The 14,347-nt window shown below is 39.4% G+C and carries 12 protein-coding genes; 2 read left to right on the plus strand and 10 right to left on the minus strand.

Annotated features, from left to right (window positions below; all coding sequences use genetic code 11):
* The first annotated feature begins 338 nt into the window (after nucleotides 1-338).
* Nucleotides 339-1,295, plus strand: a complete 957-nt coding sequence (locus tag ACDX78_RS09480) for an acetamidase/formamidase family protein (RefSeq protein WP_486027312.1) — start codon at nucleotides 339-341, stop codon at nucleotides 1,293-1,295.
* A 429-nt stretch (nucleotides 1,296-1,724) separates the two neighbouring features.
* Here ACDX78_RS09480 and ACDX78_RS09485 read toward each other — a convergent pair whose 3' ends face one another.
* The 6 genes from ACDX78_RS09485 to ACDX78_RS09510 all read right to left on the minus strand — a co-directional run bounded on the left by ACDX78_RS09485 (nucleotide 1,725) and on the right by ACDX78_RS09510 (nucleotide 8,418).
* On the minus strand, nucleotides 1,725-2,996 hold the full coding sequence (locus ACDX78_RS09485; protein WP_486027314.1) for a peptidase: 1,272 nt from the start codon (nucleotides 2,994-2,996) through the stop codon (nucleotides 1,725-1,727).
* A 23-nt stretch (nucleotides 2,997-3,019) separates the two neighbouring features.
* Nucleotides 3,020-3,673, minus strand: a complete 654-nt coding sequence (locus ACDX78_RS09490) for a 3-oxoacid CoA-transferase subunit B (protein ID WP_486027316.1) — start codon at nucleotides 3,671-3,673, stop codon at nucleotides 3,020-3,022.
* On the minus strand, nucleotides 3,658-4,335 hold the full coding sequence (locus ACDX78_RS09495) for a CoA transferase subunit A (protein ID WP_486027318.1): 678 nt from the start codon (nucleotides 4,333-4,335) through the stop codon (nucleotides 3,658-3,660). The genes ACDX78_RS09490 and ACDX78_RS09495 overlap by 16 nt, the downstream gene beginning before the upstream one ends.
* The gene (locus ACDX78_RS09500) at nucleotides 4,332-5,681 is read right to left on the minus strand and encodes an aspartate aminotransferase family protein (RefSeq protein WP_486027320.1); all 1,350 of its coding nucleotides are present in this window, start codon (nucleotides 5,679-5,681) and stop codon (nucleotides 4,332-4,334) included. The genes ACDX78_RS09495 and ACDX78_RS09500 overlap by 4 nt, the downstream gene beginning before the upstream one ends.
* 339 nt (nucleotides 5,682-6,020) lie before the next feature.
* Entirely contained in the window at nucleotides 6,021-6,896 is an 876-nt protein-coding gene (locus tag ACDX78_RS09505) for a transporter substrate-binding domain-containing protein (protein WP_486027322.1), read from the minus strand.
* A 196-nt stretch (nucleotides 6,897-7,092) separates the two neighbouring features.
* Nucleotides 7,093-8,418, minus strand: a complete 1,326-nt coding sequence (locus ACDX78_RS09510) for a short-chain fatty acid transporter (RefSeq protein ID WP_486027324.1) — start codon at nucleotides 8,416-8,418, stop codon at nucleotides 7,093-7,095.
* Between the two features lie 336 nt (nucleotides 8,419-8,754).
* On the opposite strand from ACDX78_RS09510, the gene ACDX78_RS09515 reads away from it, so the two are divergent.
* Nucleotides 8,755-10,401 (plus strand): PucR family transcriptional regulator, encoded by a 1,647-nt coding sequence (locus tag ACDX78_RS09515; RefSeq protein ID WP_486027326.1) that lies wholly within the window; start codon nucleotides 8,755-8,757, stop codon nucleotides 10,399-10,401.
* Between the two features lie 50 nt (nucleotides 10,402-10,451).
* Here ACDX78_RS09515 and ACDX78_RS09520 read toward each other — a convergent pair whose 3' ends face one another.
* The 4 genes from ACDX78_RS09520 to ACDX78_RS09535 form a co-directional block, all read right to left on the minus strand.
* Nucleotides 10,452-11,192 carry an amino acid ABC transporter ATP-binding protein gene (locus ACDX78_RS09520; RefSeq protein ID WP_486027328.1) on the minus strand — a complete coding sequence of 247 codons (741 nt, stop codon included), beginning with the start codon at nucleotides 11,190-11,192 and terminating at the stop codon, nucleotides 10,452-10,454.
* Complete coding sequence (locus tag ACDX78_RS09525) at nucleotides 11,185-11,853, minus strand: amino acid ABC transporter permease (protein WP_486027330.1); 669 nt, start codon at nucleotides 11,851-11,853, stop codon at nucleotides 11,185-11,187. Before ACDX78_RS09525 ends, ACDX78_RS09520 begins: the two co-directional genes overlap by 8 nt.
* A 71-nt stretch (nucleotides 11,854-11,924) precedes the next feature.
* Nucleotides 11,925-12,746, minus strand: a complete 822-nt coding sequence (locus tag ACDX78_RS09530) for a transporter substrate-binding domain-containing protein (RefSeq protein WP_486027331.1) — start codon at nucleotides 12,744-12,746, stop codon at nucleotides 11,925-11,927.
* A gap of 149 nt (nucleotides 12,747-12,895) precedes the next feature.
* A complete protein-coding gene (locus ACDX78_RS09535; RefSeq protein WP_486027333.1) occupies nucleotides 12,896-14,077 on the minus strand; it encodes an aminotransferase A in 1,182 nt (393 codons plus the stop codon).
* Between the last annotated feature and the right edge of the window lie 270 nt (nucleotides 14,078-14,347).

Genomic DNA, 14,347 nt, shown 5'->3' on the forward strand with positions numbered 1-14,347 from the left:
TGGTGTTACTTCATGTGCCGCTTGATTAATAATCCTGTTAAATATAAACTATTTAATAAGAAGAGAAACCAAGTTTTGAGGTATTATATGCATATCAGCATGCAAAAAGAACAAGCACTTGAGACCTGCTAAGTCATCTAAGTTCCCCTTCATCTCTACCCGTTTCTGTAAGTCGGCTTTATGCGAACTACCCTTATTATCTAGGAAAAATTTAGGATTCTTTTAATAGGTTATTGCCGTTATTTATTTCACAACCACAAAAAAGTGCATCTACTGAAACAGTGTACTTATGTGATTCAAAGATTTTGGATTACAATAAAATAAAAGGAGAGATAGAAATGACCATTCACCACCACAATCACCCTTACATGACGATTCACGATTTCGAATCAAACAGTCACGTTGGCTGGGATAATTCTCTAAATCCGATTGCTGAAGTGGATTCGGGACAGACAATCACGTATCAAATAACAGAAGCTTCCGGTGGACAGTTTACAAAGAACGCCACGAAAAAAGATGTGGAATCACTTGATTTTAGTAAAATCAATCCAGTCGCAGGGCCTCTTTATGTTAAAGGTGCAGAACCAGGTGACACGCTGGAGGTAGAAATGCTGAATTTTTCCCAGCTTGATTGGGGATGGACTGCCCTTATTCCTGGATTTGGATTGCTGGCAGATGAGTTTAAAGAGCCCGCAATCAAAACTTTTGATCTGACCGGTAAAAATAAAATGGCATTCCTCGATGGTATCGATCTTTTTATGAAACCCTTTCCGGGAACGGTTGGCGTGGCTTTGCCGGAACCAGGAAATCATAGTGTCGTACCACCAAGAAAAAACGGAGGAAATATGGATACACGCCATCTGACCCGCGGAACCAAGCTTTATCTCCCGGTCTGGGTCGAGGGCGCTTTATTTTCTATCGGGGATACACATGCTGTTATGGGTGACGGAGAAGTGTGCGGAACAGCGGTGGAAGCCTCCATGGAAACCACCGTCCGACTTAAGCTGCACAAAGGAAAATCCATCGCAGAACCAAGATACGAGATTCCCGGCCCGCCTACTCCTGAAGCAGACAGCAGGGGATATTACGTGACTACAGGACATGGGGAAGATATTGTGAAGGCATCCCAAAATGCTATTCGATATATGATTGAGCATTTGGTGGATACGTATAGGATGAGTGAAGTGGAAGCTTATATGCTTTGTAGTGTTGCTGTGGATTTGCGGATTAGTGAGATTGTGAATATGCCTAATTGTTTGGTGTCGGCGTTTTTGCCGAATTCTATTTTTAGATAGGATGAAAAATGAGTAAACAGTCTCCTTGTTGTGTTAGGAGGCCGTTTGCTCATTACTGTTTATAAATTATACAGATTCACTTTCTTTCTCGTTTAATGGATCATCAACATATAATACAAATACTAGTTAGCAAGCTTCTTAATTTCTTCGCTAGCATTGGTTCAATTTCAAATAAGTCACCAACAAGACCATAATCTGCTACATTAAAAATATTTGACTCTGCACCTTTTATCGTATTGACTATTTTTTCAGTTTGGATATGTATCTATAAATACTGGATTTATATGGAAATTCCACAAAAATATATATTCAGGTGTGACAACTTTACCTATCGAGTTGTTCCTGATCATAAACGATTTCCTCCGGGATTTCACCAAACAGTTCAAAATTTTCAGCCCTCCTATGAAAGGAAAAGTGTTTCTTACTTTTTTATGTTACTTCACCCACCCCACACCAATCAACAACAGCCCCCGCAATAACCTTCGCAGCTTCAAACATCTTCTCAACCTCAATCGACTCATTCGGAAAATGGGCAAGATTTGTTATCCCCGGACCAAAAACAACAGTAGGCGTCTCTGCCACCTGCGTCAGCAACCCACCATCCGTCCCCCATGGAGATGCTATGACTTCAGGCGCAGACCCCATAATTTCCGTAAAATTATCCGTCAACGCTCCTAATAAAGAATGATTCGTATCTATTTCTCCCGGTATCCATCTGGCACCAAACCACGCTACTTTTACCGGATGATTCTTGAACCAGCTATCTATTTCTCCCAACCTGCCAATCCACGCTTCCATTTCCTGTTGGACTTCTTCTATTGCTTCACCCGGCGCAATGCCGATTCGACCTTCAAGCTGTACAATATCCGGAACGGAAGATGGCCAGTCTCCTCCATTGATACTTCCGATATTAATTGGAACCGGAACTGGTACATTGTCGTAAAGTGGGTCGGTAATCCGGTCATTCCGGATTTTTTCCAGTTCCTTCACATGTTTATTAACGAGGAATGCTTTATCAATGGCATTGACTCCGAGATACGGTGTTCCGCCATGTGCGGTCTGTCCCGTCACAATTAACCGAAACCATTTGGAGCCTTGTTGCTTCGGGAAAATTTTCATACTCGTTGGTTCAGGAATAATCGCTGCATCTGCCTTATATCCTTGTAAAATAGCATCAAGTGTTCCGGCACCACCACTCTCTTCTTCTATAACACTTTGAAAAATCACATCTCCTTTTAGACGAATTCCCAAGGATTGGATCGCCTCAATCGCCATCAACAAAGCGGTATTCCCACCCTTCATGTCGGTTGCACCACGTCCATACATTTTTCCATCAATAATTTCCCCGCTGTACGGGGCGGCATTCCACTGATCATGATCCCCTTCCGGAACGACATCGACATGGCCATTTAAAATGATAGACTTGCCGCCTCCAGAACCTTTCAAAACACCGACAACATTCGGGCTGTGTTTAAACGTTTCCCGATTGGAATAAAAATACGGATGTTTTTTCAGTCTGTCACCATCTAAATCCCATACATCCACATCCAGGTCTAATTCCTTTAATATATTGGCCACAACTTCCTGGACGCCCTTTTCATGCCCTTGTGTACTTGCTTGTTGCACCATTTTTTTCAAACGGTCAATACTTTTTTGTTTATTGTCGTCGATCCATTCGTTTATTCTCTCTTTTATTGACATGGTCATCATTACTCCTTTCACTCTTACTCTTCGGATACATTATTTATAAGCGGCGCTCCGGTTGCCAGCATCACTTCATCCACCGTATAACCGTCCATTACTTCAATTAAGTGTAACCCTCGTGAAGAAATTTCAATCACGGCCATATCCGTAATAATCAGATCAACACAACGTTTTGCTGTAAGCGGCAAAGCACATTCACGAACAATTTTGGCATTCCCATATTTGTCCGTATGATTCATAAGTACAATCACTTTTTTCGCTTTTTGCGCGAGTTCAATCGCACCACCCATCCCGGAAACTATCTTTTCAGGTACAATCCAATTAGCCAAGTCGCCAAATTGACTCACTTCAAATGCACCTAAGATCGTGACATCAAGCAACCCTCGACGGATGATGTTAAAGGCATATGTGCTGTCAAAATAAGCAGCTCCCGGGACGACGGTAATTGGCAGTCCGCCTGCATTGCAAAGGTTCTCGTCTTCCTCCCCTTTGGCCGGGGTAGGTCCTGTTCCCAGCACCCCGTTTTCGGCATGGAAAATCACATTCATGTCTTCCGGAAGATGATCGGCAACCAATGTTGGCATCCCAATTCCCAGATTTACAATCATACCGTCTTCAATTTCTTTTGCAGCCCTGTTGGCAATCACATGTCGCACACTTACTCCCACACCCATTTCCAGTTCACCCCTTCACTTTGTACAACAATATCCACAAACGCACCGGGCGTGACGATTGCCTCCGAATCAAGTTCACCTACCGGAACAATTTCGTCTGCCTCCGCGATCGTCACATCTCCTGCCATCGCAACCAACGGACTTGTGTTACGGGCACTTTTGTTAAAAATTAAATTGCCCGACGTATCTGCTTTTTTCGCATATACAATAGCTACATCAGCTGTAAGCGGCTTTTCAAGTAAAAAAATGCTGCCATCCACATCAATTTTTTGTTTATTTTCAGCAACAAGGCCGTCAATACCAATATCTGTTAAAATCCCACCAAGCCCAGCACCGCCTGCACGAATTCGTTCGACTAACGTTCCTTGCGGGGAAAACTCGATGTTTAACGTCCCATCATGCATCTGTTCTCCGGCGTTTGGGTTGGACCCAATATGTGATGCAATCAAATTCTTCGCTCTCCCGGCAGAAATGAGCTGACCAATCCCTACTTGCGGAAATCCTGCATCATTTCCAATCAACTTTAAATCCTTTATTCCATTATCGAGCAATGCTTTGATTAATGTCGGCGGGTTTCCGATACCACCAAACCCACCGTACATAAGGGAGGAACCATCTTTAATATGAGTTACTGCTTGAGCAACGGATTGGACTTTTGTCATGGGGTCAGCTCCTTTTCCAATTGATGCTCCACTTTCACAAGGCTCTTTGTAAATCGTGCAACAAGCTCATCAATTTCTGACTTTGTAATCGTTAATGGAGGTGCTAAAATAACTGCGTGACTAGTTAAGTCGTCAACACCAGTATTGGCTGGATATACGAGTAAACATGCCTCAAAATTTGCCTGAACTATCCTTTTAACAACATCCGATGTTCGAGAAAAAGGAGCTTTCGTGCGTTTATTTTTCACAAATTCGACGCCAATAAATAACCCTTTCCCACGTACATCACCGATAATTTCACTGTTTTCAGCTGCTTCTTTTATTTTTTCTTTCAAATAGTTCCCGTTTTCCTCAGACTTTTTAATAAGGTTATTTTTTTCGATATACTCAATAACAGCTAAAGCTGTAGCTGCGGATTGAGGATTAGCACTAAATGTGTGTCCACTCATGATGACTTTTGAACCGTTTAAAATGGGCTCCATAACTCTGTCGCTCACTACTGTGGCTGCTATTGGCGTATAGCCAGCACTCATCCCTTTTCCTGTTGCCATAAGATCCGGGATAACGCCAAAATGCTCCATCGCAAACATTTTTCCGGTCCGCCCCACACCTGTCATCACTTCATCGGCAATGAACAAAATGTCGTACCTGTCACAAACCGCTTTTATCTTTTTAAAATAATTGTCTGACGGGGTTAATACGCCTCCTGCTGCGCCAATTATTGGTTCCGCTATGAATGCAGCGATATGCTCACTGCCGATCTGGTTGATTTCTATTTCCAGTTCCGCTGCATAAAAATCATCACATTGATCTACAGTTCTGCCATTGGCATCTTGGTAATAATAAGGAGTGGAAACAAATGGGTATTTATCTAATAATCCTTCAAATCGCTTCCGTCTTTCCCTATGCCCTGACATGGATAAGGCCCCCAGTGTAATGCCGTGGTAACTCATCCTGCGTGATATTATTTTGTTTTTTGTTTCCATCCCCTTTTCCTGCCAATATTGGAGGGCAATTTTCATTGCTGTTTCAGTTGCTTCAGACCCGCTATTTACAAAAAACGACCAGTTTAAATCACCTGGTGAAATATCACGCATCTTTTTTGCCAGCTTTTCCGCTGCCATGTTGGTAAACTGTGACCGATATACGAATGAAATTTTTTCGGACTGCTTCTTCATCACATCTATAATTTCTTGTACACCGTGTCCAATACTTGCAGTTACTGCTCCGGAAGAACCATCAATATATCCCCTTCCATATTCGTCATATAGATAAATCCCTTTTCCATGTGTGATACTGGCGTAGTCGTAGTCTAGAATTGGTTTGATTAAATAGGATGGTGCCATCTATTTCACCTCAACAAATTTCAATTGATAATAACCCTTTTAAGTAAGCGATTACAAATAGTTATTATAGTTAAATTATATCGAACTTATTTTTATTATCTATTCGACTAATTATTAAAAAAACAGAGCGTTTTTTATACCTTAAGTATAAAGAACCTGTTATTGTTGAGGTGGATACAATGGTAATTTATTTATCAGCGCATTTCAGAACGCGAAAGCGGGTTAACATAATGGCAAACACATTACCGTGGACCGGCTTCATAAACGCTTCTCAACATTTCATAACTATGTAAACAACAGGTGCGCACCACAGGGGTACGCACACATCATACAAAATTATTAATTTAAGATATTTTCTCCAAACCATTTATTACTTAATTCTTCATACGTTCCATCCTCAATAACTGCCTCAAGTGCACGGTTAATTTCATCCAGCAGTTCCTCGTTCCCTTTCCTTACTGCTGCTCCAATTTGTTCTTCAAAAAGAAGGTCTCCAACTGTTTTAAGCTCTAAACCATTTTCATCAATTTGCACGAGTCCGACAATATAATCCGTTAAGACCATGTGAAGGCGATCTGTCCCTGCTGCTAAATCCTGAAGTGCTACCGTATCAGATTGATATGTGGACAATTGATCCTCCGGAATATGCTCTAACACTGTATCCTCATAAACACTGCTGGCAATAACACCGACTTCCCTGCCGTCTAAATCATCCCATGTTTCAATATCATTCGTGTCTTCATGTACATAGAAGATGGGACCTGATGTATAATAAGGATCTGAAAAATCCACCGCTTCCGCTCTTTCTTCTGTAATGGTTAAACTCCCCATAATAACATCGATTCTGTCTGTGTTCACTTCTTCAATTAATGCACCAAAATCCTGCGTAAAAACAGGGTTGGGCTCAAGCCCCATCTCTTCAGCAATCGCTTCCCCAAGTTCCACTTCAAAGCCGGTTTCATTCCCATCCAGATCTTCATAATTAAACGGCTTATATAGCCCACTTGAACCAAACGTCAGCTTTCCTTCTTCAATAGTAGCAACCGTTGTACCATCAGATTCTTCCGTATCCGTTTCTTCACTTTCGGCCGACTCCTCTGTGTCATTATCCCCTGAGTCAGCTGATGTATCCTCCGCCTCTCCACTGCCTCCACAGGCAGCAAGCAATCCAATTAAAAGCAAACCTATAATGATACTAAAATAAATTCTTTTCATTTATTACTCCCCTTAAAATTTTATTTTTCAACACAAATGAAAATTTTAGTTAACCCCCCTTTTTGGAAATCATGAACCTTTTGTCCAATTCGAAATGATGACAGCGATTACATTATGCAAATATTTTCTAATCCATGTACCTATTATACACCATGAAAAGAAGGTGTATCATCGTTTTTTCAACCAACCTAATAAATTAATATAAAAAGAAAATCAAAACACTCGTTACCACACCAACAACTGTACTTAATAATATACAATATCCCATGATATCCCGAATATGAAGACCGACAACAGATAATATTGGCAGTGCCCAGAATGGTTGAATTAAGTTCGTCCAAGCATCCCCCCAGGCCACAGCCATTGCAGTTTTTGCAGGATCTACGCCAAGATCTAATGCTGCAGGTATTTGTAAGGGGCCTTGAAGTGCCCATTGTCCTCCGCCTGAAGGAGCCAATATGTTTACGAACCCTGCAGTCCAATACGTAAATAGATTTAAAGTTTCTGGGCTGGCAACTGCCACCATGCCATCAACAATTAATTGCCCCATTCCTGAACTAGATAAAATTCCAATAATCCCTGCATAAAAAGGGAATTGTAGAATTAACGGCGAGATAGCTTTTGTCACACTCCCAAATGCCCTGGCAAACTGTCCCAATGAACGATGAAAAAGCAATCCTAATGATAAGAAGAAAATATTAATAATATCCAAGTCTAAATCTCTGCCGCCACTAAAGGAAATTATCGTGTATATAATACCTATTCCTCCGATGGTCATCCCAAGTGATGGCGTATTTTCCAACCATAATGCCGGCGAGTCTGATTTCTCCACCTTTTTCTCCTTTGGTCTATCTTCTTCTTCTGCTTTTATTAAAGAATGATAAGGTTTAATATTTTTCTTCGGGGTCATAAGCACCAAAAAGATAGCGATCGAAATAACCAAAGAAAAGAATATAATAAATGTGGATGGGTGAAAGATCGTTTCAGAAGTTGGGATCACCCCCATTACTTCTTCTAAAAAGTGTCCTTGTGTTGAGATAGTTAATCCAATTGAGCTGGACATTCCACCTGCAAATAGCACTGTTGCAGAATAAGCACTAGCAACTAACATCGGAAAATGGGTGTTGTCATTTCTTTTCGCTATTTCTCTGGCAATAATTGCACCAACAACAATGGCAAGTCCCCAGTTAATATAATATGCAGAAGCAGAAACAAGAAATGTTAAGAGATACCCTTGCCATGGTTTTTTCGCTAATGACGCTAATCGAGTAAGTCCCCTGTTTATGAATGGAACAGAAGCTAGCGTCATTCCAGTCATTAATAATAAAACCATTTGCATCGCAAACGATAAATAACTCCAAAAACCATCTCCCCAGCCCTTAAGAACAACTGTCGGTTCAGTTGGATTTAAAGCCAATCCAGCCAGTAATATAATTAAGGTCATCAGAACTGCAATAACAAAAGCGTCAGGTAAATAACGTTGAATAAGCCTTGAAAAACGATCAGCAATACTTGATAACATCGCTTTCCCCCTCAAATAATTTTTTGTGTCAGTTTCTTAGTAATTACTTTTTATTGATTTATAACTATTAACTATTAGACAAAAAAACTGACCACCCCCCTCCTTCTTCCAACCAGGAGTTTCTTAGAAGTTGCACTGATTCTTTTCAGGAAATACCAACTATATATGTAGTATAATTAGGGATGTACGATTAATAAAAAATTCTGTATAATAAAATTATAGCGAACATAATTATTACTATCTATACGCCTAACTTTTAAAAAAGGAGTTATTTTTTTATACAACATGTATAGTAATGAAATCCAAATAAAAATGGTACTGTCAGGGGTGTAAAGAGTGGCTATTTCTGTAAAAAGCGCATTGCAATTGCCAATTATGAAAAACACAAAATTAAAAGCTGGACATGCTGGTATTGATAATCATATAAAATGGGTAACCGTCATCGAAGTGCTCGAAGATATTAAAAGACTGCAAAAAGGGGAATTTCTCATTACGACAGGATTTAAGCTGCTGGAAGATCAAGAAAGACTTGAAATATTCCATGATTTACTTAGATCAAACTTTCTATCCGGTGTAGCCATTTATACAAGTTTTTATATGGAGCGTATTCCCGACAGTTTTACAAAGCTAGCAGATGAAAGCGACTTGCCGCTAATTGAAATTCCGACAGATATAAATTTTTCCCAAATAACGAAAGCAATTTTAGAGCAAATTGTCAATAATCAATTGCATCTATTAGAACAATCGGATAGAATCCACCGCGAGCTGACTGATTTAATATTAAATGACCAAAGTTTAAGAGAAGTCACAGCACGGTTATCCAAATTGACCGCTTCAAAAATGATCATCTACAATGAACTTTACGATACGCTTCATGTGCAGGACTTTCAAAATAAAAATAACACCATCGGCATATTCCATACCAACATCATCATAAATCAGAATGAATTGGATCTATCGCCACATTTAAAACAGAGTTTACAGAAAGAATCAAAAGTAATTCTTCCCCTGGACAATTACATTCTTACAATTTATCCCATCCTTGCAAAGCGGACGTGCTTTGGCTGGATTGTAATGGTCAAACCACAGGAAGAGTGGCAGGAGCTTAACGACATTGCTATTGAACGGGCTTCATCCATATACGCGATGGAATTTTTGAAAAAAGCAGCCATAGAGGAAACACAATTACGAATCCAGAGTAACATTCTGGATGATATATTTAATAGAACTTATACGAACGGGAAAATCATTACAGATCGTGCGCTTAAACTGAACTATGACCTTTCCTTAAACCAGGCTGTCTTTCACTTTAAGTTTAAACAGGAAGATTTGGATACTAAAATACTGGACAGGTTTTACTATATTACAGAGCAGATGCTCACCCAAAAAAGTAAACAGCAATTGATACAAATGAAATTTAATTCTATAACCTTATTAACGAATGTTGTGGGGAATACGAAAATAGAAAAGTATAACCATTGTGTTGCATTGGCAAAGGAATTAATGAAAGAATGGCATTTTCGCTATCCGAACACCGCTATCATAATTGGTATTGGAAAGGACTACGATCAAATTAACGAGATAGGAAAAAGTGCAGTTGAAGCACAATACGCCATTCAATTAAGTGATTTGATCATACCGGATCAAAATATAGTCCATTATGAGGATTTGGGTACGTATGACTTACTGTTGGAAATGAACCAAAAGGGCATCGATTTACAGGAGTTTTATAAAAAAAGCATCAGCGGCTTACTGAAAAAATCAGATAAGGAAATTGATTTAATCGAAACAATGAAGGTGTACTTTAGGAATAATCAAAGCATCCAGCAAACGGCAGAAGAATTGTACATTCACCGTCATACTTTAAGATACAGGCTAAACCAGGTGGAAGAACGGACCGGGTTAAATATGAAATCAGCAGACGAACGGCTAAGATTGGAATTAGGTGTAATGGCTTATAACTTAGTGAGATTATTAGATTGAATGGAGGTCTCTTATCCAATACGCTTTGATAAGAGACCTGCTTGACTCGATCACAATACTTTACTTAAAAATTCCCTGGTCCTGTCTTCCTTTGCATTATTAAAGATTTGATCAGGCGGCCCAACCTCAGCAATTCTTCCTTTATCCAGAAAGGCTACCCTGTCGGCCACTTCCCGGGCAAAGCCCATTTCGTGCGTGACAACCACCATGGTCATCCCTTCCTCAGCAAGCTCTTTCATTACTCCCAGCACTTCTCCCACAAGTTCAGGATCCAGTCCTGAAGTCGGTTCATCAAACAACATGATCCTTGGTTTCATCGCAAGGGCACGTGCTATGGCTACACGCTGCTGCTGGCCGCCGGACAATGTATTCGGATACACTTTGGCCTTATCCAGTAACCCGACCTTTTCCAGGTACTCCTCTCCTATCTTTATTGCCGCATCCTTTTTTATTTTTTTCACATAAACAGGGGCCTCTATTACATTTTCCATTACGGTCATATGGGGAAACAAATTAAAATGCTGGAACACCATCCCAGTGCGTATTCTGATTTTATTTAAATCATCGCGTTTAAAATCTATTTCTTTCCCTTCCAGAGAAATGCTGCCGCCCTGGCTGATTTCCAAAAAGTTCAGGCATCGCAGCAGCGTACTTTTTCCCGATCCGCTTGCTCCTATTAAGCAGACCACTTCTTTTTCATGTACTTCCAAATCGACATCTTTTAATACGTGGAGCTTGCCAAAATATTTATTTAGTTTTTTCACCTCAATCATTTTTCCTTCCTCATTCATTTTTTGGCCCCCTTTCACTTCTTGCTAAACGCCGTTCAACCCGATTGACAATAAAGGTTAATATTAATACAAGTATTAAATAATAGATTCCAACAATGAGATACGACTCCATCGCCATACCTGTAGAAGATTGAATCCTCTGCGCGCGGTTAAATAGTTCCTGAAATCCGATAAACGCCACAAGAGAAGAATCTTTTAATGCAATGATAAACTGGTTCCCAAGCGGAGGAATGGCACGTCTTAACGCCTGTGGCATCACAATTCTCCACATTGATAACCTATAATTCATACCCAGACTCCGGGCTGCCTCGGATTGACCCCGATCCACCGATTGTATGGAGCCTCTGAATATCTCTGCTATATAAGCACCATTATGCACGCCTAAAGCAATTCCCCCAGATAAAAATCTTCCTAAATCCACAAATTGAACAAGACCAAAATATAAGACAAAGATTTGAACGACAAGCGGCGTTCCACGAATAATATTAATATATAAATCTGCTATAAAAATTAATATTTTATACTTGGAAATCTTCATAAAGGCAAATATTAATCCGATGAGGACACCTATTACTATACCTAATAATGTAATTTGTATCGTTGCCCAAATAGCGTCATAATACCCTGGCAATGTTTCGGTAAAAAGTTCCCAAAAGGACATTAGCAAACCTCCTTGACTATTAATTTTAAATAGAAGTGCGCACTGAGTTTGTTGGCACAATCAGCTCAGCATTAATCCAATATATTTTCACCAAACCACTTATTACTGATCTCTTCATATGTCCCATTTTCAATAATAGCTTCCAACGCTCGATCTACTTCATCCAGTAATTCCTGGTTTCCTTTTCTTACTCCTGCACCGATATACTCATCGAATACACGATCTCCTACAGGTTTTATTGAAAGATCCTGCTCTTCAATCTGAGCGAGTCCTACTAACTTGTCAGTCATTACCGCATCTAATCTATCTGTCCCGGCTGCTAAATCTGTTAACGCAACAGTATCACTTTGATAAGTTGCTAAATTATCTTCATCAATATACTCAAGTACAATATCTTCAAAGGTACTTGCAGCAATAACACCAACATTTCTCCCTTCCAGATCTTCTATTGACGTAATATCATCTGTATCCTCATGAACGTAAATAATCCCACCTGATACATAATAAGGTTCAGAAAAATCTACTACTTCTGCACGTTCATCTGTTATCGTTAAACTTCCCATAATTACATCCAGTCGGTCACTGTTTACTTCTTCTAGTAATGCGCCGAAATCCTGCGTGAACACAGGATTAGGTTCCAGACCCATTTCCTCAGCAATCGCATTTCCAAAATCCACTTCAAAACCAGCCGGTTCTCCATCTAAGTCCTCATAGTTTAAAGGTTTATATAACCCACTGGATCCAAAAGTTAATTTTCCTTCTTCAATTGTTGATACGGTAGAAGAGTCTTCTACTCCTGCCTCTGTGGATGCGTCGTCACTTCCTCCACATGCTGCTAATACACCTAATAAAATTACACTCATCAGCAAATATAATAATCCTTTCTTTAACATGGTTTTTAACCCCTTTATTTCTAGTTTTTGAACAATAATCCGAGTTTTAAAAGAATATTTAAATTGATCATCTGAATCAGGTTGACGAATCACCTCCTACTGAAAATATATCTCCACTGCTTAATTTTACTAATTCTCTCTTCCGTGATTTAAGTTTTTTGTACATTAACCTTTTGGTTTAAAGCGCTCACAAAATTACCCATTCGATTCAAACCTTCTTCCAGAACATCTATTGAACTTGCAAAAGATATTCGAATATAGTTTTCACCTATGGGGGAGAAAGTGGAACCAGGAACTACTGCTACATGTTCTTTTTCTAAAAGCAATTTTGTGAACTCCAATGATGACATCCGAAATTGCTTGATCGAAGGGAAAATATAAAACGCTGCCTGAGGCTTTATCACTTCAAAACCCATAGAAACTAACCGCCCATAAATATAATCTCTTCTTTTCTTATATTCATTTCGCATAGCAATTGGATCATCTAAACCATTGGTTAATGCCTCAATTGCAGCTTCTTGACTAATAGAACAAGCACAAGTTGTATTATATAAATGTACCTTTTTCATTTCTGCTAGTAGAAACGATGGAGAAAATAACAACCCAATTCTCCAGCCTGTCATAGAGTGAGACTTGGATAACCCATTGATTATAACCGTTTGATCTCTCACTTCTGGAAAAGAAGCAATGGAGCAATGTTTTCCTTCGTAAATTAATTCACTATAAATCTCATCTGAAACAATAAATATATCTTTCTCTTTTAAGAGAGCTGCAATTTCTGCCAGTTCTTCTTTCGTTAGCATTGATCCAACAGGATTGGAAGGGTAAGACAGAAGAACACATCGTGTTTTCTCAGTAATTTGTTGCTCTATTAAGCAGGCAGTCATCTTAAATTTATTTTTTGTCGTATCTACAAAAACAGCTTTAGCTCCACACATCTCAATTAGAGGTTGATATCCAGGGAAAGCTGGCCCGGCTAGAATAACTTCACTCCCTTCTTCCAATATCGTACGTAAGACCGTATCCAAAGCCTGCGTAGCCCCATTGGTAACCATTATTTCATCTTCCCATGAATACGACGATCCATATTTCTCTTTAACAAATTGGCATGCCGCTTGACGAAGTTGAGGATTCCCTACGTTTTCCGTATATCCTGTTTTATTTACATCAATCGCATTTTTCCCTGCATTTTTTACATGTTCTGGTGTTGGAAAATCGGGCTGACCAATTGTAAAATTTATACCATCACTTAATTGTTGTACTGCTTCTGAAAATAATCTTATACCGGACATTTCTATTTGTTGAACCCGATTATTTATTAGATGTTTCATCTTTACTTTAGATCTCCTTTCTGTGCAACCTCATTAACTATCTTGGGATCCAATGGAAGCTGTTTTACTTAGGCAAACAATGATTAAAACTCATGATTATTTATATTTTTGAATTTTTAATAGTAATCTCTTATCTCTTGATTAGGTTCTCACCCAAAAAGGTCAAAAATCCCACCAACTAGACTGAACAATTCGTTATAATAGGTATAGAATAACTTGTTGGAGGTTATCCCATGTTCAGACCAGGCAAAAAAGATATTCAAAAATCGT

The sequence above is a fragment of the Virgibacillus oceani genome (assembly GCF_041521345.1).
GTDB lineage: Bacteria > Bacillota > Bacilli > Bacillales > Amphibacillaceae > Virgibacillus_N > Virgibacillus_N oceani_A.